Annotated in this window: 24 protein-coding genes and 1 pseudogene; 10 read left to right on the top strand and 15 right to left on the bottom strand. The window is 60.3% G+C overall.

The features are described from left to right. Positions 1 to 193 precede the first annotated feature (193 nt). Complete coding sequence (locus tag ACSQ26_RS11005) at positions 194 to 1255, bottom strand: polyamine ABC transporter substrate-binding protein (RefSeq protein WP_436008667.1); 1062 nt, start codon at positions 1253 to 1255, stop codon at positions 194 to 196. 217 nt (positions 1256 to 1472) lie between these two features. Here ACSQ26_RS11005 and ACSQ26_RS11000 point away from each other — a divergent pair, with 217 nt between their 5' ends. Beyond that, positions 1473 to 2402 (top strand): GntR family transcriptional regulator, encoded by a 930-nt coding sequence (locus ACSQ26_RS11000; RefSeq protein ID WP_436008665.1) that lies wholly within the window; start codon positions 1473 to 1475, stop codon positions 2400 to 2402. Between the two features lie 9 nt (positions 2403 to 2411). Next, a complete protein-coding gene (locus tag ACSQ26_RS10995; RefSeq protein WP_436008663.1) occupies positions 2412 to 3683 on the top strand; it encodes a glycosyltransferase in 1272 nt (423 codons plus the stop codon). 23 nt (positions 3684 to 3706) lie between these two features. On the opposite strand, the gene ACSQ26_RS10990 is transcribed toward ACSQ26_RS10995, so the two are convergent. After that, the gene (locus tag ACSQ26_RS10990) at positions 3707 to 4120 is read right to left on the bottom strand and encodes a winged helix-turn-helix transcriptional regulator (protein ID WP_436008661.1); all 414 of its coding nucleotides are present in this window, start codon (positions 4118 to 4120) and stop codon (positions 3707 to 3709) included. Between the two features lie 157 nt (positions 4121 to 4277). On the opposite strand from ACSQ26_RS10990, the gene ACSQ26_RS10985 reads away from it, so the two are divergent. Then, entirely contained in the window at positions 4278 to 5162 is an 885-nt protein-coding gene (locus ACSQ26_RS10985) for an SDR family oxidoreductase (RefSeq protein ID WP_436008659.1), read from the top strand. A gap of 74 nt (positions 5163 to 5236) precedes the next feature. On the opposite strand, the gene ACSQ26_RS10980 is transcribed toward ACSQ26_RS10985, so the two are convergent. After that, positions 5237 to 5875 carry a CDGSH iron-sulfur domain-containing protein gene (locus ACSQ26_RS10980; protein WP_436008657.1) on the bottom strand — a complete coding sequence of 213 codons (639 nt, stop codon included), beginning with the start codon at positions 5873 to 5875 and terminating at the stop codon, positions 5237 to 5239. A 57-nt stretch (positions 5876 to 5932) separates the two neighbouring features. Further along, entirely contained in the window at positions 5933 to 6223 is a 291-nt protein-coding gene (locus ACSQ26_RS10975; RefSeq protein ID WP_436008655.1) for a helix-turn-helix transcriptional regulator, read from the bottom strand. Between the two features lie 43 nt (positions 6224 to 6266). Here ACSQ26_RS10975 and ybaL point away from each other — a divergent pair, with 43 nt between their 5' ends. Together ybaL and ACSQ26_RS10965 are read left to right on the top strand one after the other, a co-directional pair. Continuing rightward, positions 6267 to 8033, top strand: coding sequence for a YbaL family putative K(+) efflux transporter (gene ybaL / locus ACSQ26_RS10970; protein ID WP_436008653.1), 1767 nt, complete (start codon positions 6267 to 6269; stop codon positions 8031 to 8033). 101 nt (positions 8034 to 8134) lie between these two features. Further along, positions 8135 to 8344: a hypothetical protein gene (locus ACSQ26_RS10965; protein WP_436008651.1), complete on the top strand. Its 210-nt coding sequence runs from the start codon at positions 8135 to 8137 to the stop codon at positions 8342 to 8344. A 25-nt stretch (positions 8345 to 8369) separates the two neighbouring features. Here ACSQ26_RS10965 and ACSQ26_RS10960 read toward each other — a convergent pair whose 3' ends face one another. Beyond that, the gene (locus ACSQ26_RS10960) at positions 8370 to 9047 is read right to left on the bottom strand and encodes a hypothetical protein (protein WP_436008650.1); all 678 of its coding nucleotides are present in this window, start codon (positions 9045 to 9047) and stop codon (positions 8370 to 8372) included. Between the two features lie 439 nt (positions 9048 to 9486). Here ACSQ26_RS10960 and ACSQ26_RS10955 point away from each other — a divergent pair, with 439 nt between their 5' ends. The 3 genes from ACSQ26_RS10955 (at position 9487) to ACSQ26_RS10945 (ending at position 12000) form a co-directional block, all read left to right on the top strand. After that, positions 9487 to 10635 carry a porin gene (locus ACSQ26_RS10955; protein ID WP_436008649.1) on the top strand — a complete coding sequence of 383 codons (1149 nt, stop codon included), beginning with the start codon at positions 9487 to 9489 and terminating at the stop codon, positions 10633 to 10635. 121 nt (positions 10636 to 10756) lie between these two features. Beyond that, complete coding sequence (xth, locus tag ACSQ26_RS10950; RefSeq protein WP_436008648.1) at positions 10757 to 11530, top strand: exodeoxyribonuclease III; 774 nt, start codon at positions 10757 to 10759, stop codon at positions 11528 to 11530. Positions 11531 to 11712: 182 nt separating this feature from the next. Further along, a complete protein-coding gene (locus tag ACSQ26_RS10945; RefSeq protein WP_436008646.1) occupies positions 11713 to 12000 on the top strand; it encodes a hypothetical protein in 288 nt (95 codons plus the stop codon). On the opposite strand, the pseudogene ACSQ26_RS10940 reads toward ACSQ26_RS10945, so the two are convergent. From ACSQ26_RS10940 to ACSQ26_RS10910, 7 genes and pseudogenes are all read right to left on the bottom strand, one after another. Further along, positions 11984 to 12142 (bottom strand): annotated as a pseudogene (locus tag ACSQ26_RS10940) (IS3 family transposase); the annotation flags it as partial. The gene ACSQ26_RS10945 and the pseudogene ACSQ26_RS10940 sit on opposite strands and share 17 nt — an antisense overlap. Positions 12143 to 12151: 9 nt before the next feature. Then, positions 12152 to 13330, bottom strand: coding sequence for an acyltransferase family protein (locus ACSQ26_RS10935; RefSeq protein WP_436008644.1), 1179 nt, complete (start codon positions 13328 to 13330; stop codon positions 12152 to 12154). Between the two features lie 32 nt (positions 13331 to 13362). Then, positions 13363 to 14295, bottom strand: coding sequence for a GDP-L-fucose synthase (fcl, locus tag ACSQ26_RS10930; RefSeq protein ID WP_436008642.1), 933 nt, complete (start codon positions 14293 to 14295; stop codon positions 13363 to 13365). A gap of 4 nt (positions 14296 to 14299) precedes the next feature. Beyond that, a complete protein-coding gene (gene gmd / locus ACSQ26_RS10925; protein WP_436008640.1) occupies positions 14300 to 15373 on the bottom strand; it encodes a GDP-mannose 4,6-dehydratase in 1074 nt (357 codons plus the stop codon). Between the two features lie 285 nt (positions 15374 to 15658). After that, positions 15659 to 16369: a transcriptional repressor LexA gene (gene lexA, locus ACSQ26_RS10920; RefSeq protein ID WP_436008638.1), complete on the bottom strand. Its 711-nt coding sequence runs from the start codon at positions 16367 to 16369 to the stop codon at positions 15659 to 15661. 175 nt (positions 16370 to 16544) lie between these two features. Next, positions 16545 to 16781 carry a BrnA antitoxin family protein gene (locus tag ACSQ26_RS10915; protein WP_436008636.1) on the bottom strand — a complete coding sequence of 79 codons (237 nt, stop codon included), beginning with the start codon at positions 16779 to 16781 and terminating at the stop codon, positions 16545 to 16547. Positions 16782 to 16889: 108 nt separating this feature from the next. Further along, the gene (locus tag ACSQ26_RS10910) at positions 16890 to 17801 is read right to left on the bottom strand and encodes a LysR family transcriptional regulator (protein ID WP_436008634.1); all 912 of its coding nucleotides are present in this window, start codon (positions 17799 to 17801) and stop codon (positions 16890 to 16892) included. Between the two features lie 108 nt (positions 17802 to 17909). On the opposite strand from ACSQ26_RS10910, the gene ACSQ26_RS10905 reads away from it, so the two are divergent. Together ACSQ26_RS10905 and ACSQ26_RS10900 are read left to right on the top strand one after the other, a co-directional pair. Then, complete coding sequence (locus ACSQ26_RS10905) at positions 17910 to 18524, top strand: glutathione S-transferase family protein (RefSeq protein WP_436008632.1); 615 nt, start codon at positions 17910 to 17912, stop codon at positions 18522 to 18524. A 9-nt stretch (positions 18525 to 18533) separates the two neighbouring features. Then, positions 18534 to 19475: a flavin-nucleotide-binding protein gene (locus ACSQ26_RS10900; protein WP_436008630.1), complete on the top strand. Its 942-nt coding sequence runs from the start codon at positions 18534 to 18536 to the stop codon at positions 19473 to 19475. Here ACSQ26_RS10900 and ACSQ26_RS10895 read toward each other — a convergent pair whose 3' ends face one another. The 3 genes from ACSQ26_RS10895 to ACSQ26_RS10885 form a co-directional block, all read right to left on the bottom strand. Continuing rightward, the gene (locus ACSQ26_RS10895; protein WP_436008628.1) at positions 19476 to 20327 is read right to left on the bottom strand and encodes a DMT family transporter; all 852 of its coding nucleotides are present in this window, start codon (positions 20325 to 20327) and stop codon (positions 19476 to 19478) included. It lies immediately after the preceding gene. A gap of 109 nt (positions 20328 to 20436) precedes the next feature. Then, positions 20437 to 20676, bottom strand: a complete 240-nt coding sequence (locus tag ACSQ26_RS10890; protein WP_436008626.1) for a hypothetical protein — start codon at positions 20674 to 20676, stop codon at positions 20437 to 20439. Continuing rightward, positions 20669 to 20899, bottom strand: coding sequence for a hypothetical protein (locus ACSQ26_RS10885; RefSeq protein WP_436008624.1), 231 nt, complete (start codon positions 20897 to 20899; stop codon positions 20669 to 20671). Before ACSQ26_RS10885 ends, ACSQ26_RS10890 begins: the two co-directional genes overlap by 8 nt. Positions 20900 to 20917 lie beyond the last annotated feature (18 nt).

Raw genomic sequence — 20917 nt, 5'->3', positions numbered from 1 at the left:
TCTCAAGGATGGGAATATATTGGCACGAAGCCGACGACCCTCTCGACGTCATCCTCGGCCTTGTGCCGAGGATCTGGTAACGTCAGATGGACGCATGAGGGTAGCGTTCATCGTTGACGTCACCAGATGCTCGGCACAAGGCCGAGCATGACGACAGAGAGTTTGTTAGCGGCCTCAAATCAGAGTTCAGCCGTCAATTCGCCGCCTTGATCTCGCTCACAGCCTTCGAATAGTCCTTCATCGAGCCGCCGAGATCGCGCAGAAGCTCATACTTCACAAGGTCGGCGGCGGGCAGGCCCATCGTCGGATATTGCTTGGCGAGCGCCGGATCGAGGCTCTCCATCGCCGGCTTGTTCGGCACGTTGTAGAGAATGTTCTGCGCCGCCCAGGCGTGGTTCTTGGCGTCGAGGATGTAGTTGATGAACTTCATCGCCGCGTCCTTCTTCTCCGAGCTCTTCATCACCACGATCGTATCGACCCAGAGGTCGGAGCCTTCCTTCGGAACAACGAACTTGATGTCCTTGTTCTCGGTGATGCCATAGTTGCACCAGCCGTCCCAGGCCTGCACCAGTTGCGCTTCGCCGGACACCAGTTTGGAATAGAAGGTCGTGTCGTCATAGGCGAGCAGGGTCTTTTTGGCCTCGATCAGCTTGTTCTTGGCTGCGTCGATCTTGGCCGGGTCCTTCTCGTTGACGGAATAGCCGAGCGACAGCAGGCCAGCCGCCATCAGCCAGCGGTCGGTCGCCAGCATCGTGGTCTTGCCCTCGAGCGCGGCGTCCGGCGTCAGCAGCGCGTTCCAGCTATCGACCGGCGTCTTCACGAGGTCGGAGCGGTAGCAGAGACCGGTCGTGCCCCAGGTGTAAGGCACTGAATAGGCATTGCCCGGGTCGTAGGCGAGCGCGGCTGCTTCCGGATAAAGATTGGCGAGATTGGGGATCGCGGCCTTGTCGAGCGGCTCGGCCAGGCCTTGACCATTGAGGATCTCGGCAAATGGCGAGGAGACGAAGACGACGTCATAGCCTTTGCCGCCGCTCGCCATCAGCTTGCCCATGATCTCTTCATTGGTGGCATGGTTGACGACCTCGATTTCGAGCCCGGTCGCCGCCTTGAAGGTCTCGGCGATGTCCTTGGCCATGTAGCCATCCCAGTTGGAGATGACGAGGTCGGCGGAAAGCGCGGATGACGCGCTGAAGGCGAGGCAGGCCGCTGCGGAAATCGCGGCAACACCGGCACGGAGCTTTAATGAAATGGTCACGGATTTTCTCCCGGTTGTCTGGATCTGTTGGTTCCCGAAACGGCATGCCGGTATCCCGGTCTCTTGGTCCGCTTTTGAAGTCGGCAGTATTATTTATAAAAAAAATACGTCAACCATGAATCGGCATTGGCTCGAATATTTTTGTCGGCCTATTGCATGGAGCCGGGCAAAGAGGCAGCATGCGACCACTTTTCGAGAGCTGGGTATAACCGCTGATATGGAAGAATCCACTGGCAAGGTCCGTCACCGCCATGTCGAACTGGCGCAGAAAATACTCGATTTCGCGATCGAGCGTGGCCTGCCGCGTGGCGGGAGGTTGACCGAGCAGGTTCTTGCATCCCATTGTAATGTCTCGCGAACACCGATCCGCAAAGCACTCCAACTCCTCGCCGAGAAGAACATTGTCAGCCCCGAGCCGGAAGGCGGCTATCAGCTCGCCATCGAACCCGCATCCTTTCCGGGGCTGGAAGACGAGGCACTACCGGCCGAGGAAACGGAACTCTATAACGCCATCCTTCGGGATATTTCCGCCGGCCGCATCGGCGACTCCCAGACGGTCGCCAGCCTCCAGCGCCGGTATGGGTTCTCCCGCAGCGCGGTACAAAACGCGCTGATCAAACTGTCCGAGGAAAACCTCGCCGAGCGCGCACCGGGCCAGCAATGGCTGATCAAGCAGTTCGCCATATCGGGTGATGCAGTGGCGAAATCCTATGAATTCCGGCTCGCTTGCGAACCATTGGCGCTGACCATGCCGGGCTTCCGGCGCGACGGCTCCGCGCTCACCTCGCTCAGGCAATCCATGGAAATCCTCCGCGGCATGGGCGAGGGCGTCTTCGACCAGAAGCTCTTCGAGCGCACCGACCATGATTTTCACATGCTGATCGCACGCTCCTGCGGCAATCCCTTCATGTCGGAGACGCTTGCGACGCACCATCGCCGCCGCAAGACTTCGCAGCCGCCGATGCATGTCAATGCATTCCGGCTGATCCAGTCCAACATGGAGCACCTGCAGATAGTTGAACAGATCGAACGCGGCCAGTTCGATCTAGCCGCCGACCTGCTGCGTGTCCATATCCAGCTCAGCCATGTCGAGCGGCCGCGTCTGGCCGGGCGCGGCGTGCCTATCGCCTTCCGGATCGCGGGATAGCGTGCAGGCATGAGCAAGCAGAAGGTCATAGCCCTGTTTCCTGAAGCGAGTTTCGGCGCCGCGCTGAACTGCGTCGGCATCGCGCAAGAATTGAGGAGGCTTGGCGCGCGCCCGGTCTTCATCTGCCAGGAAAATTTTCGCGGCGTCTTCGCCGAATACGGCTTTGCCGAATACAGCCTCGTCTCGGATACCAATGGCGGCGAGGCGAACTGGACCGATTTCATCAACCGCCACAAGGACGCATTCCGACAATCGCCGTTCGAACAGATCACCAGCTATGTCGTGCCGACCTGGGACGCGATCGTCGATACGGCCATCAAGGCCGAGGAGCCGCTCCGGCGCCTGATTGCCCAGATCAAGCCGGATGCCATCGTCCTCGACAACGTCGTGATGTTCCCCGCCATCGCCAATTCAGGCGTGCCTTGGGTGAGGGTGGTCTCCTGCGCCGAGACCGAGATTCCCGATCCCCATGTGCCGCCCTATCTCTCCGGCTGCAGCACCCAGCGGGGCAAGGATTGGGCAGCCTTCTCATCCCGCCTCGCGCGAGAGATCCAGCCCGTGCACAAGCGCATGAATGCCTTTCTCACCGAGTGCGACCTCAAGCCCTATCCATCAGGTGAATTCCTCGAGACATCACCGCATCTCAATCTGCTCCTGTCGCCGGAGATCGTCCGTTTCGACCGCCGGCACAAGCTCGATCCGGCAACATTCGTCTATCTCGATGGCTGCGTAAGGCAGGAGGCACCTTATGCGCTGCCGAACTTTGCCGCGCAGAACGATAAACCACTGGTGCTCACCTCCTTCGGCAGCCTGGGCGCCATGGATGTGGCGATGATCCAGCGGATGATCTCGGTATTTGCGACGCTGCCCTATCGCTTCGTGGTCAATGCCGGCCCGTGGCGTGACGATTACGACAATGTGCCCGACAATGTCGTGATCGAAAGCTGGTTTCCGCAGCCGTCACTGGTGGAAAAGTCCTCGGTCTTCATCCATCACGGCGGCAACAATTCCTTCTGCGAGGCGCTCTATTACGGCGTGCCGTCGCTGGTCACGCCCTATTGCTGGGACGGCCACGACAATGCCACGCGGGCAGCGGAAACCGGCGTCGGCGTGAAGCTGCCGCGCTATGATTGGCGCGACGAGGAGCTTGCCGCCGCCATCAATCGCCTTGCCACCGACGTATTGATGCGCGCAAAACTCGTGGAAAATGCAAAATCGATGCAGAAGGCCGCCGGTGCCACGCTGGCCGCGCGATCCATCCTTGATCTCGTCGAGGGATAATCGTCAGGTGACCCGGAGGGCGCTCACGCCGCCATTTCGCCATCGAACTCCACACGCGCCTGTTTGATCGTCTCGTGGTTCTGGGCCGCCCAATCCACCAGCGCCACCAAAGGCTTCGAGAAACTCTCGCCCAGTTCCGTCAGCTTATACTCCACGCTGGGAGGCTGGGTCGGATAGACCGTGCGGCTGACATAACCGTCCCGCTGAAGGTCGCGCAGCGTCTGGGTCAGCATGCGCTGCGAGATATCCGGCACGCGCCTGCGGATCGCGCCGAAGCGAAGCGGGCCGTCGATCAGTTCCAGCATCATCAGGATCGACCACTTGCCGCTGATATGGTCCATCACGTCGCGCACCGGGCAGTTCGCGGGCGTGAAACCATATTTCTCGAACGCCTCGCGGCGAGAGATCGGCAATCCATGTTCGTCCAGAACGGTCATCAGGTGGTTCCTTCCAGGTAACCAGGCTACGAAAAACTGCCGTCTTTACAGCAGTTTTCAAATCTCTAGATAAGAGCAGGTCTCGAAAAGAGACTATATAGTTTCACAAGAGAAACCGCAAGGCATTCGGGCTTTGTGGCATACAAGGATCGTCATCATGGCACAGAAACTTCTCGTCACCGGCGCTTCGGGCAAGCTGGGCAAACTCGTTCTCGACGCATTGCTCAAGCGCGGCGTGGCGGCATCCGACATCATCGCCACCAGCCGGGACACGGCCAAGCTCGCAGACTACGCGGCGAAGGGAATCGAAATCCGCACGGCTGATTTCAATGATCCGGATTCGGTCACGGCTGCCTTCGCCGGCGCCGATCGCGTCGCCATCATCTCGACGGATGCGCTCGATGGCGCAGGTACCCGCATCAAGCAGCATACGAGCGCCGTTGCCGCGGCCAAGGCAGCCGGCGTCAAGCACATCGTCTATACCTCGATGCCGCAGCCGGACAACACCAAGGTCATTTTCTCGCCCGATCACCTGAAAACCGAAGAAGCCATCAAGGCCTCCGGCCTCGGCTACACGATCCTGCGCAATACCTGGTACCAGGAAAACATGTTCATGAACCTGCCCCAGGTGCTGGCGTCGGGCCATTGGTACACATCGACGGGTGAAGGCAGAATTGCCCACGTCGCCCGCGAAGACTGCGCCGAGGCGATTGCCGCGGCGCTCGCTTCCGGTTCCGACGAAAAGGCGACCTATACCCTGACCGGCCCGGAAGCCCGTACGACGGCCGAAATCGCCGTTCTCGCCAGCGAAATCACCGGCAAGCCGATCCAGGTCATCCAACTGAACGACGAACAACTCGCCGGCGGCATGAAGGCAGCCGGGGTGCCGGATTTCATGATCCCGACGATCATCAGCTTCGAGGCCGCCACGCGTGAAGGCGATCTCGCAGCACTCACAGGCGATGTCGAGGCACTGACCGGCAGGAAGCCGAAGCCGTTCCGCGCGTTCCTCGAGGAAAACAAGGCAGCTCTCGCAGGCTGATCGGCCGCCGTTCAGATATGCCGGCTGTCAGCCGTTGCGCTGGCAGTCGACGATATAACATTGATAATTGGGGTTCACGGCGCGACGAACCCAACCGTTTTGTGTGATCCGTCGCAATAGGGTTTGTTGGCCGAATGGCCGCAGCGACAGAGCCAGGTTTTCTCGACGCGGTTGACATTGCGGCCCGTGCCGGATTCGACTTCCAGTTTGCCCGTAACCATGTAGGGACCGTTAGGCTGCGGCACGATCGTCACCGGACCGACAAGCTCCGATATTGCGAGCTTCGAGTCCTTCGATACCGGCTCGCCAGTCGCCGTGAAGCCGCCCTTGATGTGGGAATTGTCACAGAACGGCTTGTTCTGCGACAGCCCGCAGCGACAGAGTGTGGCGCGCAGCATTTCGCCGTGGCCATCTATGATGACTTCGGCATTGACTGCGAGCGGGCCATTCTCCCGGACGAGAATCTTGTTGGTCTTCGGCGCGTGCTCCTCGTTTCCACCGTCCTTGCGGCGGACGGTGATCGCGCCGGATGGACAGTTCAGCGCAACGGTAAGGATCTCGTCGGCCGTTGCTCCATCGGCATCGATCCACGGACCCTCGACATTGGCGCGGAACACCGATGGCTCGCCCGTCACGCACCGCCGCGCATGGATGCAGCGCTGGCCATCGAAGCCGATTGAAATCTTGGCGCCTTCGGTAATTTCCACGGTCATTGCCTAATCCTCGTTCGGTAGCCGTCGAGGCGATAAGATCACGAGGCGCCAGGGCAATCAACGGCTTTTGAGGCAGACCCCGGGACCGACATCGTCGATCGTCACGAACACCACGGCATTCTCCTCGAAAGCCCGGCGCAACTGCGCACTGGTCGCGCGGTGGATGTCATGGCGGTGGCCCTCGAAATCACGGATCGTGCTGCGCGACACCTCGGCGGCTTCGGCAAGATCGCTCTGGGTCCAGTCAAGCAGCCCGCGTGCCGCGCGGCATAGTTCCGGCGAAAGAATTGGCATATTCTGGCCTTGAACCATCGTCCGATGTTGCCCATATTGGTCAATATAAGCCATTTATGGCATATCTTCTTGAGGATTTCCAGCGCCGGAGTTGCCAATGCCCCACGGAACCCCCTTGATCACGACCATCGTCGCGGGTTTCGTCCTGGCATTCATATTCGGCACGCTTGCCAATCGCTTCAAGCTGCCACCGCTGGTCGGCTACCTGATCGCCGGCATCCTGGTCGGGCCGTATACGCCCGGCTACGTCGCCGACCAAAGCCTCGCGCTCGAGCTCGCCGAGATCGGCGTCATCCTGCTGATGTTCGGCGTCGGGCTGCATTTCTCGCTCAAGGATCTCTTGTCCGTCCGCTTCATCGCGGTGCCGGGCGCGATCGTGCAGATCGCCTTTGCGACGTTGCTTGGCTGGGGCTTCGGGCAATGGCTCGGCTGGTCGCATGGCGGCAGCCTGGTTTTCGGCCTCGCGCTCTCGGTCGCCTCGACTGTCGTGCTGCTCAAGGCGCTGCAAGAGCGGCGGATTGTCGATACCGAAAAAGGCAAGATCGCCGTCGGCTGGCTGATTGTCGAAGACCTTGCCATGGTCTTGGCCCTGGTGCTGATCCCCGCGATTGCGGGCGTGGCCGGCGGCGAACATGCGCCGACCGATCCGCTGGCGCTGAAACTCTCGCAGTTCGCCGGTGTCGATCTCGGAATAACAGGCGTGATCGCCATCACGCTGGTCAAGGTCGCAGCCTTCATCGGCGTCATGCTGGTCTTCGGTCGCAAGCTCATTCCCTGGATCCTGCATCACATCGCGCATACCGGCTCGCGCGAACTCTTCCGTCTTGGCGTGCTGGCGATCGCGCTTGGCGTCGCGTTCGGTGCGGCGCAGTTGTTCGGTGTCTCGCTGGCGCTCGGCGCATTCTTTGCCGGCATGATCCTGTCGGAAAGCCCGCTCAGCCATCGCGCCGCGCAGGAAAGCCTGCCGCTGCGTGACGCCTTCGCGGTACTGTTCTTCGTCTCGGTCGGCATGCTGTTCGATCCCCTGAGCGTGCTGCGCGATCCGCTACCGGTGCTCGTCACGGTTGCGATCATCGTACTCGGCAAATCGATCGCCGCCTTCCTCATCGTCATTGCCTTCCGCAAGTCGGTCGGCACCGCGCTCACTATTTCGGCCAGCCTCGCGCAGATCGGCGAATTCTCCTTCATCCTGGCAGAACTCGGCATCGGCCTCGGCCTGCTGCCGAAGGAGGGACGCGATCTGATCCTGGCGGGCGCCATCATCTCGATCATCCTCAACCCGATCGTCTTCTGGGCCTGCGACTATTTCAGGCCCTGGCTGGAGGCCCGGCTGTCGCGCGCGGAGTTAATCCCCACCGAGCCTGGCAAGCTCGAACCTGAACCCGAACCCGATGAGGCGCCCGTGCAATTGCCGACCGCACTCACCGGCCACACGATCGTGGTCGGCCACGGCCGGGTCGGCAGCATCGTGGCGCTCGCGCTCAGGAACGCCGGCATGCCGTTGCTGGTGATCGAGGATTCGGAGAGGCGAACGGAAGGCTTGATTGAAGAGGGCGTCGAGGTCATCATCGGCAATGCGGTATCGTCCGACATCCTCAAGCTCGCCAATCTCGCGCAGGCCGAGACGATCGTGGTCGCCATTCCCGATGCGTTCGAGGCAGGGCAGGTGACCGAACAGGCGCGCGCCGCCAATCCGTCGATCCGCATCGTCGGCCGCGCGCATTCCGACGACGAGATCGAACACCTCACGCGTTTCGGCGCCGATATCGTCATCATGGGCGAACGCGAAATCGCCCGTGGCATGGTCGAATATCTCCGCGCCAATGCACAGCCCCCAACCGGCGAGGTGACGGGGCACGCCTGAGCACGGAATATTCGCGCAGGCTTGGGAACACACCTTTATCGGTTGGATTGTTCGGCCATCGGATATAGCCTGTTCACGGCCAGCATTTGGGAGGACAAGCGATGGACACCACATTACCCGGCCCGGTCATATCGAGCCGCGACAAGATCGACCATCTCTGTCGGCATTTCGGTTGCGACCGCTGGGGCGCCTGGGGCTATGACGCCGGGGAAGGTGTCACCGGCTGGTGGTGCCTGGAGCATCGTCCCGCGCACGATCCGGTCACGCCGGTGGTCGAGCAGAACTGGGTGTCGGACGGCAACGAAGGCTGAGTAGCAAACCTAGCTGTGACACGCTCTAGTCGTCGTCTTGCGATTGCCACCAGTCGCATGCCTTGGGGATGTTGGCGCTCGTCCAATCCGTCAGCTTGACCGGCTTGAACACAGCCTTGATCGGCTGCGGCTTGTCCGCGTCCTTGGTCAGCGTGCCCTTGCCGGTCAGAAAGTTCACGTCGCACTCGCCTTCCAGCGTTTCGAACGTGTCGTCGGCGAGAAGGCTGTTCCAGGACCATCCCATGGTAAAGCCGGCGACGACGGGCTCGCCATTGCGGTAAATGACAGTCAGAATTTCCGTCCAATCATGACTTGCGCCCCATTGATGCGCCGCCGAGATCAGCAATGAACCTGATTTGCTGACCTCAAGGGGCTGGACCCAAGGCACCCGCTCGGGATCGGCGATCTGTTGCTTGACGAAATCCGGCTTTTGCCTCAGGTCGGCGTTTTCTCCACCCTTGCCGAGATAGATATAGAGATCGACACGCTCGTTCTCGCTCAAGCCATAGCGATCCCTCGTCAGTTCGTGGAAATCCGTGCGGCCCGGCCCGGCCAGAACGAGCAGTGCCTTGTCGGGCTTGCCGTCGCGGTCGATATCGAGGCTGGTCTGGTAGAGAACTTCGTTCTTCGTGGCAGCACCGGCGACCGTGGGGATGGCTTGCATCGCGAGAAGCGCCAAAGCGATTCGAAAAGCCGTTCTCATGAGGCTGCCCTCGAATGTGGGTTGCATCGGGCCGCTTGGGCAAAATAGACACGTGAGAATGCCCGCATCTCCACTGACGAAAAAGGTGATCGATTTATTCGAATGATGACATTGATTGTCATCTATACGCTACCTATATCCGGGATAATCGGCGTGCCCGTAGAGATTCCTCCGATTTTGGCAACAATTCTCGCTCCTTGTAACCTCATGTAAAAATGGGGTTTTTGGTGTTTTCATGCACATGCTGAAATAGTTGCAGATCGGCAACGCAAATCATTTTCAACGGCGTTATGTGGTCGGCAAAGCATCCGGTTTCGTTGACGGCATGGATCGACGACAGTAGTCCATGGGGCAGGGTCATCGATGGATGCCCTGGCCGGTTTGATTGACTCTCCCATTCTCGACCGGTCTCAATCAACCTTTCGACTTGGAGTATACCATGAACATCAAGAGCCTTCTTCTCGGCTCCGCCGCTGCCCTGGCAGCGGTCTCCGGCGCTCAGGCTGCCGACGCTGTCGTCGCCGCTGAGCCGGAACCCATGGAATATGTACGCGTCTGCGACGCTTACGGCACGGGCTTCTTCTACATCCCGGGCACCGAAACCTGCCTCAAGATCTCCGGCCAGCTGCGCTATGAAAAGCGCTTCGACGACGGCGGTACGCAAAAGTATGACCGCAACGGTGCGTTGATGTTCAAGACCCGTGCGGATGGCACCCTCAAGCTCGATGCTGATGGCAACCCCATCGCCAAAACGACGAAGGATTCCTACGACAACCACACTCGCGTTCGCGTCAATTTCGATGCAAGGAATGATTCCGAGTGGGGCACTGTCTATAGCTGGATTCGTATCCAGACCGACTCCGTGAACAACGGCGAAAACATCTATGGCGACGGCGATAACAGCTACCTCCGTGCCTACTACTACTTCGGCATCGGCGGTCTCGAATTCGGCAACTACGACAGCCAGTGGGCCAAGTTCATGGGCGACGGCGGCCGTACCGATGATGGTGGCATCTATACGACGGACTTCAACTATCCGGATTCCCGCCAGTATGTGAGCTACACTGCTGACTTCGGCAACTACAAGGCCTTCGTGTCGCTCGACAACGATGCCGACGAGTTCTACAAGCCGGAAGATCATGACGGCGACGGCGTCGCCGGCAAGCGAGGTCGCCAGTACCTGCCCGATATCTCGGCTGGTGTGTCCGGCACGTTCGGCGACTACTCCGCTGCCGCTGCGGTCGCATATGACGAATCCGACGAATCCTTCGCGATCAAGAAGGTTGTTCGTGGCGACATCGGCATGTTCGGCTTCACTGCCATGGGCCTGTATTCGGACAGCTCGGAAAACATTTACTTCGCTTATGACGGCTTCAGCGCCTTGATCGGCCTGTCTGCCAAGGTCACCGACACCGTGACCGTCGCGAAGGACATCCAGTGGTTCGACAACGGCGACTGGCGCCTGGTTGGCGATGTCAACTGGGAAGTTGCCACGGGCTTCTCGGTCTTGGTTGAAGGCGTGTACTTCAACCCGGACGAAGGCGACGACAGCAAGGCTGGTTTCGTCCGCTTCCAGCGTAACTTCTAATATCGCTTAATATCGCTTGAGTAGGGCCCGCATCGCGGGTCCTGCTTTTTTGTGCTTGTCCGATCCATCCGAACGGCCGCCGCCGCAGGAACTACCGGGTCTTCAGAAGCATTCTTACGGCATGAAAATCGCCTCCTACAATGTCAACGGGATCAATGGACGGCTCGATATCCTGTTGCGGTGGCTTGAGGAATCCTCACCCGATGTGGTCTGCCTCCAGGAACTGAAGGCGCCGGACGAGAAGTTCCCCGCCCGCGTCTTGGAACGTGCCGGTTACGGCGCCATCTGGCACGGGCAGAAGAGCTGGAACGGCGTGGCGATCCTGGCGCGCGACACCGAACCCGTGCAAACGCGCCGCGGCCTTCCCGGCGATCCCTACGACAGCCATAGCCGCTATATCGAAGCCGCCGTTTCCGGCATTCTCGTCGGCTGCCTGTACCTGCCAAACGGCAACCCGGCGCCCGGACCCAAATTCGATTACAAGCTCCGCTGGTTCGATCGCCTGCACGCTTATGCGGGCGAACTGCTGGCACTCGATATCCCGGCTGCTCTGATCGGCGACTATAATGTCATGCCGACCGATCTCGACGTCTATGCACCGGAACGCTGGCGCGACGATGCGTTGTTCAGAACCGAGGTCCGCGAGGCCTACCGCAACCTCGTCAACCAGGGCTGGACCGACGCGGTCCGCCATCTCAATCCCGACGCACGGATCTACACGTTCTGGAAATATTTCCGCAATGCCTTCGCGCGCGACGCGGGACTGCGCATCGATCACTTCCTGCTCGCGCCCAAAATCTCGTCGCGCCTGGTCTCTGCCGGCGTTGATCGTCATGTCAGGGGTTGGGCGCATTCGAGTGACCATGCGCCCGTCTGGATCGAAGTTTCGGAGTGAATCCAGCCACCTGCGAACTGTGTTTAAAGTGCGGCATGCCGCCCGGAACGCAGACGGATTTCTAACGCCGGACATATTCACTTTTCGAAAAGTGAACGGAAACAGGCCGTGAATTTTATCGGAACCATCACTGCCGGATGGGATTAACCCGGCATGGACCTATCGAAATATGGAGAAGACCGATGAAAAAGACACTGTTCGTTGCTGCCACAATCGCCCTTTCGGCGGCCTTTATTCCAGCCGCCCATGCGGATAGTTCCGCCACGACGACCGGCGTCGTCGCGGGTGCCGCTACAGGCGCAGTCGTTGCCGGCCCTGTGGGTGCTGTCGTTGGTGGCGCCGTGGGCCTGACCACCGGCGCGATTATCGATGACGCCGGAAGGCCGAGACAGGAAACCGTGATCATCAAGAAGCGCCAGCCCAATGTCGTCATCCAGCAAGAACCTTCGACGGTTATCGTCGATGAGTGATTCCGGATGGATGATCGAGTGCTTGAAGTGCCGCCAAATGAACTGATCCCATAAAGTTGGATGGCCACAGACTGGAAAGAATCACGGGCTGGGTTCTGTATTGCACAGGGCTCAGCCCTTTGAGTTTCAGTTTGATGCGGTCGGTGTGGGATCAGGCTGGATTCTCGCTCGGGATGCCCTTCGGTGGAGTTGCTTTCTGGTAGCGGCTGGCGATCTTTCGCCCGAGGCTGATGCCGGGCTGCTCTATGAAGCGGTAGCAAAGATAGGCGACCCCATAGGTAATCGGCACGGTGAGGGCCAGTGATGCGAAGAAACGCGGGATCGGCGCCGTTTCAGGGAATTGGATCGCCAGCCAGCCACACACCGGCAGCATGACGATCAGGTGCAATAGGTAAACGCCGTAGGAGACGTCACCGATAAAGCGCGCGGGCGCGTTCGACAGGAACCGGTCCAGCACCTCTGTCGGCCATTTGAGGAGCGCCGGCAGGCGGTCCTTGTAGAGAAGCGCGACAAAGCCGAGTACGATGGCAATCTTGATAGCGCGATGCAGCGCCGAACGGCCGCCGCCGAGTGGTACGAAGATAACGGCCACCGCGCCCACAACAAGCAGCCACTTCCATTTACCGTCGGCGCGCAGCGTCATGGCGATCAGCATGCCGGCGGCGAAGAGGTGGAACTTCATGGCCAGGATCGAATAGGCGCCGATGACGAAGCCGTTGCGGTCGAGCCAGGCGCCCACGACCGCCATGACGCCCACGAGGAGCGCCATGCCGGCGATGCGGCCGAGCTTCAGCGCAAGGATCATCAGGAACGGAAAGATCGCATAATATTGCATTTCGAGCCCGATCGACCAATCGGGCAGGGGGGTCTGGAAATTGTGCGTCCAGGTCATGCCGAACAGAAAGCTGACATGCAGCAGGATGTTGGTCAGCGATTGATCGAGATAGCGGCTGGCATAACGGGCCTGCTCTTCGACACCGCCGGACAGGACCGTGGCGGCATCGAGCCTGCTCTGCCAGAGTTCCGGCCCGAAATAGAGCGCGAGCGCCAGGCAGACATAATAGAGTGGGGCTATGCGAAAAAACCTGCGAATCCAGAAGATCTTCCAGGTATCAGGCTCCATCCACGGTTCTCGCACCTCGCGAGCCTGATAGTGGTAGGTCATCAGGAAGCCGGAGATGATGATGAAGAGCTCGACCGCCATGTCGGGCTGGGCGATGATCTCGATCTTGTAGCCGGTCATGAACATGGCATGGCCGACCAGCACCCACAGCGAGGCATATCCGCGGAGGCCGTCGAGAAATGCCAGTTGATGCCGGCTGTCCGCCATTCATTGCGCTCCAGTCGCCGCCGTCGGATCGATCAGGCCTTGTTTTCCAGGAACCACTTGTAGACGGCGGCGATGCCGTCCTTGAGTTCGATCGATGGCTGCCAGCCCATGCCGCGCAGCTTGTCGGCGCTCATCAGCTTGCGGGGCGTGCCATCCGGCTTGGTCAGGTCGTGGGCGATCTCGCCCTGGAATCCGACGGCGTCGCAAACCAGTTTGGTGAGTTCCAGGATCGTAATGTCGTCGCCGGAGCCGATATTGACGTGGCCGGCGGCCGAATAATTCTTCATCAGATGAACGCAGGCGTCGGCGCAATCATCCACGTGCAGGAACTCGCGCCGCGGCGTGCCGGTTCCCCATATGGTGATGTCAGGCGCGCCGGCGAGCTTCGCTTCATGCGCCTTGCGGATCAGCGCCGGCATGACATGGCTGGAATTCAAATCGAAATTGTCGCCGGGGCCGTAGAGGTTGGTCGGCATGCCGGAGATGAAATCGGCGCCATGCTGCTTGCGATAGGCATCCGCAAGCTTGATGCCGGCGATCTTGGCGATCGCATACCATTCGTTGGTCGGCTCCAGCGGGCCCGTCAGCATCGCATCCTCGGTGATCGGCTGGGCTGCGAATTTCGGGTAGATGCAGGACGAGCCGAGGAACATTAGCTTCTCGACACCAACCTTGAACGCGCCGTTGATGATGTTCGCCTCGATCATCAGGTTGTCGTAGAGGAAGTCGGCCGGATAGGTGTCGTTGGCGAGGATGCCTCCGACTTTCGCCGCTGCGAGAAAGACGGCGTCAGGCTTGGCTTTTTCGATCCAGGCCATGGTCGCGGCCTGGTCGCGCAGGTCGGCCTCCTGGCGTGACGCGACCAGCACCTCACAACCTTCGCTATCGAGCCGGCGCATGATCGCCGAACCGACCATGCCGCGATGACCGGCGACCCAGACCCGCTTTCCGGAGAGGGAATACATGGCCTCAGGCTTCCTTCATCACGGTCGCGGTCTGCATGACCTTGAGGTCTTCGTTGACCATTTCGCGGCAAAGATCGCGGACGGAGGTATCGTGCTTCCAGCCGAGCTTCTGATGCGCCTTGGACGGATCGCCGATCAGGAGTTCGACCTCGGTGGGACGGAAATAGCGCGGGTCGATCTCGACCACTGTATTGCCTGACAGCATGTCGTAGCCCTTTTCGTCGACGCCGGTGCCGCGCCATTCGAGATTGATGCCGACATCCTCGAAGGCCCAGGTAATGAACTGGCGCACTTCCGTCGTCTCACCGGTGGCGAGCACGTAGTCGTCGGGCTCATCCTGCTGCAGCATCATCCACATGCCGCGGACATATTCGCGGGCATGGCCCCAGTCGCGCTTGGCATCGATGTTGCCGACATAAAGCTTGTCCTGCTTGCCGAGCCGGATGGCAGCGGCAGCACGCGTAATCTTGCGCGTGACGAAGGTCTCGCCGCGCAGCGGGCTCTCGTGATTGAACAGGATGCCGTTGGAGGCGTGCAGGCCATAGGCTTCGCGGTAATTGACCACGATCCAGTAGGAATAGAGTTTCGCCGCCGCATAAGGCGAGCGCGGATAGAAGGGTGTCGTCTCGCGCTGCGGCACTTCCTGCACCAGGCCGTAAAGCTCAGACGTGGAGGCCTGGTAGAAGCGGGTCTTCTTCTCCATCTTCAGGATGCGGATGGCCTCAAGCAGGCGCAACGTGCCGATGCCGTCGGCATTGGCGGTATATTCAGGCGTCTCGAAGGACACGCGCACATGGCTCTGGGCGGCGAGATTGTAGATCTCGTCCGGCTGGGCCTCCTGCACGATGCGGATCAGGTTGGTCGAATCCGTCATGTCGCCGTAATGCAGGATGAACCGCTGATCCTTCTCGTGCGGATCCTGGTAGATGTTCTCGATGCGGCTGGTGTTGAACGACGACGAGCGGCGCTTGATGCCGTGGACGATGTAACCCTTGCTCAGAAGCAGCTCGGCGAGATAGGCGCCATCCTGGCCCGTAATGCCGGTAACAAGGGCTACTTTTCTCTTGTCGTTGCTCAAATGGATTCTCCTGTCGAATGCAATCTCTGGGCCATTGCCTGCCTCCGCGCTAGAGGCGGAATGGGGCGGCAAAATGTCGGAAGGCCGGAACACAGCACAGCAATTGCCCGATCACCCCGGAGGGGACGGACAAAAGCAGAAATTTCCGGAAATTCTGACCCTTCGCTTCTTCTTATCGAAGGACGCGCAAGACTGCAATCATCCCGCCTTCAACTGGTAAATATGGCTCTGCCCAGCGGAAAACGCAGGGGTCGGGGAAGAAGTTCCCGGTCCCGGCCAAGATGCTCAATGATAACGGCGGATGAGGCCCACCAACTTACCCTGGACCTTCACGCGGTCAGGTCCGAAAATCCGCGTCTCGTAAGCGGGATTTGCCGCCTCGAGCGCGATCGAGGCACCCTTCCGGCGGAAGCGCTTGAGGGTTGCTTCCTCGTCGTCGACCAGTGCCACCACGATATCGCCGGGACTTGCGGTCGAACCGGTGCGGATCACGACGGTGTCGCCGTCGAGGATGCCGGCCTCGATCATCGAGTCGCCCTTGACCTCCAGCGCATAGTGATCGCCGCTGCCGATCATGCCGGAAGGCACTGCGATCTCATGCGTGTTGTTCTGGATTGCCGAGATCGGTACACCGGCCGCGATACGGCCCATGACGGGAATGGCCACGGAATCGAGCACATCGTCGTTGGCGGGCCGAGGCTGTGCTTGCGGCTTGCCGAGCGAACCCTCGATGACACTGGGCGAGAAACCCCTGGCGGCCGGCTTGACGCTCGGCGAATAGGCCTCCGGCAGCTTGATCACCTCGAGCGCACGGGCCCGGTTCGGCAGGCGGCGGATGAAGCCGCGCTCCTCGAGAGCCGTGATCAGCCGGTGGATGCCCGACTTGGAGGCGAGGTCGAGCGCATCCTTCATCTCGTCGAAGGAAGGTGGAATGCCCGATTCCTTCATCCGCTCGTGAATGAAGAGAAGCAATTCCTGCTGTTTTCTGGTTAGCATGTTCAAACCCCGGCAGAATCGTGAAACAAATCTGGAACAAACACTATATGTTCCATTTATGTTCTGCAAGAGTTTAATTTTTGCTTATATCAGCATGTGATCATGCGATTTTTCGGCGCTGGGACCCAAAAAAGGCAATCTGGTATGAACTGTGGCGCATCGCGCGCGGAAATCTTCAGGATTTTTTCTGCATTGCCGCCCGCAATGTATCGTTGATGCGCTCCTGCCAGCCAGGACCTGCTTCCTGGAAATACGCCAGAACGTCGCTGTCGATCTTGAGCGAAACCAGTTCCCTCGTGTTGGGCAGCGCCGGCCGCTCGACGGCAGGCGCTGCGGCCACCTTTTTCGCCGGCTTGAACAATGCTTCAGCGGCATCCATGGCGCTGACGGGTCTGCGGGGTGGGTTCGCCATGGTGGCACCTTCTGTCTATTGATTGCTGGATGCCGACGATCATTTCCGATTAATTGTCTCACGTCCACCGCATACTGATCATGTGATCTTCGGCGGATGCTTCCAAACTCATACCTTCGCCGGATCGGCCAGCACCGGATCGGCACGCAAACGCTCCGAGGCGAAGTCCACGAACGCGCGGAGACGGCCCGATGCGGACCTGCCTTCGGCATGCACGATATGGATGGGCACGGGTTCCTGTTCGAACTCGGCAAGCACGGTCCTGAGGCGGCCAGCCCTGACATGAGCAGCGACCTGATAGGACTGGAAGCGCGACAGACCCCAGCCGGCGATCACCGCATCGATGACGGCGTCATTGGTGTTGCAGGTGAGGCGGGTCGAGATCGGAACGCGAATCTTCGTTGCTCTGCCGAATTGCCATTCGGCGCCGCCGAAAATGCCGTCGCGGCCGATCAGCCGGTGGGATGTCAGGTCCTGCGGAATTTTGGGTTCGCCGTGCCGGTCGAAATAGTCGGGCGATCCGCACACGACCTGCCGGATGAAGCCGACGCGTCGTGCGGTCAGGCCGGAGGAGGGCAGGTGGGCGATGCGGATGGCAACGTCGATTCCCTCATCTACGAGATTGGTGACACGGTCGAGCAGAAGGAACCGCACCTGCACGGCCGGATTGAGATCGAGGAAATCCAGCAGGATTGGCAGGACGTAGAGCCTGCCGAAAAGCACCGGCGCGGTGACGGTAATCGCGCCCGCCGGATTGCCGAAACTGCCCGCGGCATTGGCCTCGGCCTCGGCGATTTCAGCGAGGATGCGCCGGCAATCGGCAACATAGCCTTCGCCGGCTGCAGTCAGCTTCACCGAGCGGGTGGTGCGGATTAGCAGGCGTGTGCCGATCTCGGCTTCGAGAGACGCAACCGCGCGGGTCACCGCCGGTGCGCTCAGATGCATCGCCTTGGCGGCGGCGGCGAAACCACCGGAATCGACCACTTCAGTGAAAATGCGCATTCCCTGCAAGCGGTCCATATTTTGCCTAGTTATTTCGTCTGACGTAACAGTGTAGTTCCATATTCACCGATTATCAATTCCAAGGGGAACAATCATATTGAGCCTTCCCAATTATCGGAGGTCAAAATGAAGCTCTATAATTTCACCCTATCGGGCCATTCGCATCGCGCCAGGCTGTTCCTCTCGTTGCTCGGCGTCGATTGCCAGATCATCGATGTCGACCTTGCCCAGCGCGCGCACAAATCGCCGGAATTTCTGGCGCTCAATGCACTCGGTCAGGTGCCGGTGTTGGAGGATGATGGCATCATTATCGCCGATTCCAATGCGATCCTGGTCTATCTCGCCAAGAAATTCGGCCGTACGGACTGGCTGCCGGAAGATGCCCGCAGCGCAGCCGAAGTGCAGCGCTGGCTCTCGGTCGCAGCCGGGCAACTCGCCCATGGACCGGCTCAGGCGCGGTTGATCACGGTGTTCAACGCGCCCTACAGGCCGGAAGAGGTGATTCCGCGTGCCCATGCCATACTTGGCGTGCTCAACCAGGAGCTCGGGCAGCGCAAGTGGATCGCGGGTGGCACAGCGCCAAGCATCGCCGATGTCGCGCTCTACAGCTATGTCGCCCGTGCACCTGAGGGCAATGTGGAATTGGGCGGCTATCAGCACATCCTCGCTTGGCTCGACAGGGTCGAAAACCTGCAGGGCTTCGTGGAATTTCCGCTTGCCTCGGCCGTTCGCGCTGCGTGAGGGCTTCATATGTTGCAAAATCTCAAAGTCGATAGTTCTTGGCATCCTGGCGAGGTTGCGCTTCAAGCATCGCTCGGCGTTGCCGACCGGCTGGCGGAGGTCGGCAGGCACGTCATCCGCGACCATCTCATCGAGCAGCACCGGTTGTTCTATCCGCTGCTGCCGATGGCTATCCTGGGGACCGTTGACACCGCCGGCGACGCCTGGGCGACGGTAAGGACCGGTTATCCGGGTTTCCTGCAGGCGATCGACGACCGATATCTCCACCTCGATCTGAAGCGCGATCCTCTCGATCCCGCCGACGCGGGAATGGATAACGGAAGAGCAATTGGCATGCTGGGGATCGATTTGGGCACCCGCCGTCGCAACCGCCTCAACGGCGAGGTTGTTCGCGATGACACCGGCTTCAGCGTGCGAGTCGAACAGAGCTTCGGCAACTGTCCGAAGTATATCCAGCTACGTGGGGCGTACTATGCCAGTGATCCTACTTTGCCGTCCGAGGTGATTCCGGAGACAGCGGACAGGGCGGATGAGGCAGCGCGAGGTTTGATCCAGCGGGCGGATACGCTCTTCGTTGCAAGCTATGCCGACCTGGCCAATGGTCGCCGGCAGGTGGATGTGTCCCATCGCGGCGGTCCGTCGGGCTTCGTCAGGATCGATGGCGACGCGCTTGTCATTCCCGACTATGCCGGCAATCTGTTTTTCAACACGCTGGGCAATATCGCAGTCAACCCGCGCGTGGGCCTTGCCTTCGTGGATTTCGAGAGCGGTGGTTTGTTGCAATTGACCGGCGACGCCTTCATTATGGACCCTGTCGAGACGGCGCTGTTGCCCGGCGCGGAGCGGATGTGGCGCTTCACGCCGCGAAAGACGGTCTGGCGGCCCGGGGACCTGGCATTGCGCTGGGATTTTCGCGAGTGGTCGCCAAGCATGGCCAAGATCGTCGGATGATCACCGCAGCACAAGCAGGCCCGAGCCGATGATCACGGTGGCACCGATGACCGTATAGACATCGATCGTTGCGCCAAAGACGAGATAGCCGATAAGGCTGCCCCAGAAGATTTGGCTATACTGGGAGGGGGCGACCACCGAAGCGGTACCAAGCCTGAAGGCGCGAACAAGCAGGATGTTGGCGATGAACTGGCAGAAGCCGCCCAGCGCGAAGACAAGGAAGGCGTCGAGTGCCACCGGAATGATACTGCCGGTGAAAAGGGCGATCAGGAATGCCACGCTGGCCATGATCACGAGTGGCACGAAGGCGAGCGCGAGATCGGATTCGGCGTGATGCACCCGCCTCAGCATCAGCAGCGTGATCGAAAACAGCACGGCCGAGCCGACTGCGGCCGCGTGGCCAAGCCCGAACGAGCCGCCCGCCGGTCGCGTGGCGATGACGACACCGACAAAACCGACGACGACGCCAATCGTTGCCAGCACGGACAGCCGCTCGCCGAGAAAGAGGAAGGCGAGCAACGCCACGAAGATCGGGCCGGTAAAGGCGAGGACATAGGCGTCGGCCAGCGGGATCAACGAGATGGAGTAGTAGAACATCGCGGTGTTGGTCGCGAGGATCAGCCCGCGGGTGATCACGAAGCGCGGATATCTGGGAACAAGCCGGCGCGGATTGCGCGTGACAATGCAAAACAGCGCCATGAAGACACAGGCCATTCCGGCGACCATGAAAATGGTCTGCGACAGCGGATAGCCCTCGCTCTGCAGCTTCACCACGGTGTCGGAGCCGACGAATATGCCATAGGAGGCGGTGGCGATCGCCGCGGCTTTGATATTGTTGGAGTTGAGATGCATGCGGGAGAAATCCGGACGGCCGGACGGCCGAAACTAAGAGAATCGTTGTCGCAACGATATCTATTCCGGCAAGCCCGCGCGAGGATTGTGCGAAATCTGCGGCAATCGGCTATCTGGCCGAACCGAAGACTTTCCCGCGCCGGCGCATCGGCGGGGTTTGACGGCCGATCCGAGCGAGATCGCCAAGCGTCGTATCGTCGTCCTCGTTGAAAATCGCCTTCGGCATGCCAACGCTCGACCCGAGGCGGGCAATCGGGGGCTCGCCGAGATCCGGTGCGCGCGATCTCTTTTTCGAGGCCGACAGTCTTGCCAAGGGACGACCGGGAGCGATGGAATTGTGCTCACGCATCGCGGTGCGCCTTCCGGTTCGGGCCGGTGGCTTTCGGCTTCTTGTTTGGAGACCAGTCACGATGATGGCGTGGCGGCGCGGGATCGGCGGAGGCTTGGCCGGCACCGGGATCGATCTCGTCGCGACGACGATCGCTTTCGAGCGGATCGGCGAGCAGGCCGCCCACACCCGGATCGCCAGCGATCGTGCGGTTGTGATTTTCATTGGCTGGCTTGGTATTCATCACGCAATCCTCGTTGTG

This window comes from Rhizobium sp. LjRoot254 (genome assembly GCF_964254105.1).
Taxonomy (GTDB): domain Bacteria; phylum Pseudomonadota; class Alphaproteobacteria; order Rhizobiales; family Rhizobiaceae; genus Rhizobium_E.
Note: the sequence above shows the minus strand (reverse complement) of the source record. Positions and strands in the feature narration are given on the sequence as shown.

What these genes read in the sequence shown, in the direction of transcription:
- ACSQ26_RS11000 (WP_436008665.1), top strand. Translation starts at nt 1,473, where the DNA reads ATGGAAGAATCCACTGGCAAGGTCCGTCACCGCCATGTCGAACTGGCG.
- ACSQ26_RS10995 (WP_436008663.1), top strand. Translation starts at nt 2,412, where the DNA reads ATGAGCAAGCAGAAGGTCATAGCCCTGTTTCCTGAAGCGAGTTTCGGC.
- ACSQ26_RS10990 (WP_436008661.1), bottom strand. Translation starts at nt 4,120, where the DNA reads ATGACCGTTCTGGACGAACATGGATTGCCGATCTCTCGCCGCGAGGCG.
- ACSQ26_RS10985 (WP_436008659.1), top strand. Translation starts at nt 4,278, where the DNA reads ATGGCACAGAAACTTCTCGTCACCGGCGCTTCGGGCAAGCTGGGCAAA.
- ACSQ26_RS10980 (WP_436008657.1), bottom strand. Translation starts at nt 5,875, where the DNA reads ATGACCGTGGAAATTACCGAAGGCGCCAAGATTTCAATCGGCTTCGAT.
- ACSQ26_RS10975 (WP_436008655.1), bottom strand. Translation starts at nt 6,223, where the DNA reads ATGGCTTATATTGACCAATATGGGCAACATCGGACGATGGTTCAAGGC.
- ybaL (WP_436008653.1), top strand. Translation starts at nt 6,267, where the DNA reads ATGCCCCACGGAACCCCCTTGATCACGACCATCGTCGCGGGTTTCGTC.
- ACSQ26_RS10965 (WP_436008651.1), top strand. Translation starts at nt 8,135, where the DNA reads ATGGACACCACATTACCCGGCCCGGTCATATCGAGCCGCGACAAGATC.
- ACSQ26_RS10960 (WP_436008650.1), bottom strand. Translation starts at nt 9,047, where the DNA reads ATGAGAACGGCTTTTCGAATCGCTTTGGCGCTTCTCGCGATGCAAGCC.
- ACSQ26_RS10955 (WP_436008649.1), top strand. Translation starts at nt 9,487, where the DNA reads ATGAACATCAAGAGCCTTCTTCTCGGCTCCGCCGCTGCCCTGGCAGCG.
- xth (WP_436008648.1), top strand. Translation starts at nt 10,757, where the DNA reads ATGAAAATCGCCTCCTACAATGTCAACGGGATCAATGGACGGCTCGAT.
- ACSQ26_RS10945 (WP_436008646.1), top strand. Translation starts at nt 11,713, where the DNA reads ATGAAAAAGACACTGTTCGTTGCTGCCACAATCGCCCTTTCGGCGGCC.
- ACSQ26_RS10935 (WP_436008644.1), bottom strand. Translation starts at nt 13,330, where the DNA reads ATGGCGGACAGCCGGCATCAACTGGCATTTCTCGACGGCCTCCGCGGA.
- fcl (WP_436008642.1), bottom strand. Translation starts at nt 14,295, where the DNA reads ATGTATTCCCTCTCCGGAAAGCGGGTCTGGGTCGCCGGTCATCGCGGC.
- lexA (WP_436008638.1), bottom strand. Translation starts at nt 16,369, where the DNA reads ATGCTAACCAGAAAACAGCAGGAATTGCTTCTCTTCATTCACGAGCGG.
- ACSQ26_RS10915 (WP_436008636.1), bottom strand. Translation starts at nt 16,781, where the DNA reads ATGGCGAACCCACCCCGCAGACCCGTCAGCGCCATGGATGCCGCTGAA.
- ACSQ26_RS10910 (WP_436008634.1), bottom strand. Translation starts at nt 17,801, where the DNA reads ATGGACCGCTTGCAGGGAATGCGCATTTTCACTGAAGTGGTCGATTCC.
- ACSQ26_RS10905 (WP_436008632.1), top strand. Translation starts at nt 17,910, where the DNA reads ATGAAGCTCTATAATTTCACCCTATCGGGCCATTCGCATCGCGCCAGG.
- ACSQ26_RS10900 (WP_436008630.1), top strand. Translation starts at nt 18,534, where the DNA reads ATGTTGCAAAATCTCAAAGTCGATAGTTCTTGGCATCCTGGCGAGGTT.
- ACSQ26_RS10895 (WP_436008628.1), bottom strand. Translation starts at nt 20,327, where the DNA reads ATGCATCTCAACTCCAACAATATCAAAGCCGCGGCGATCGCCACCGCC.
- ACSQ26_RS10890 (WP_436008626.1), bottom strand. Translation starts at nt 20,676, where the DNA reads ATGCGTGAGCACAATTCCATCGCTCCCGGTCGTCCCTTGGCAAGACTG.
- ACSQ26_RS10885 (WP_436008624.1), bottom strand. Translation starts at nt 20,899, where the DNA reads ATGAATACCAAGCCAGCCAATGAAAATCACAACCGCACGATCGCTGGC.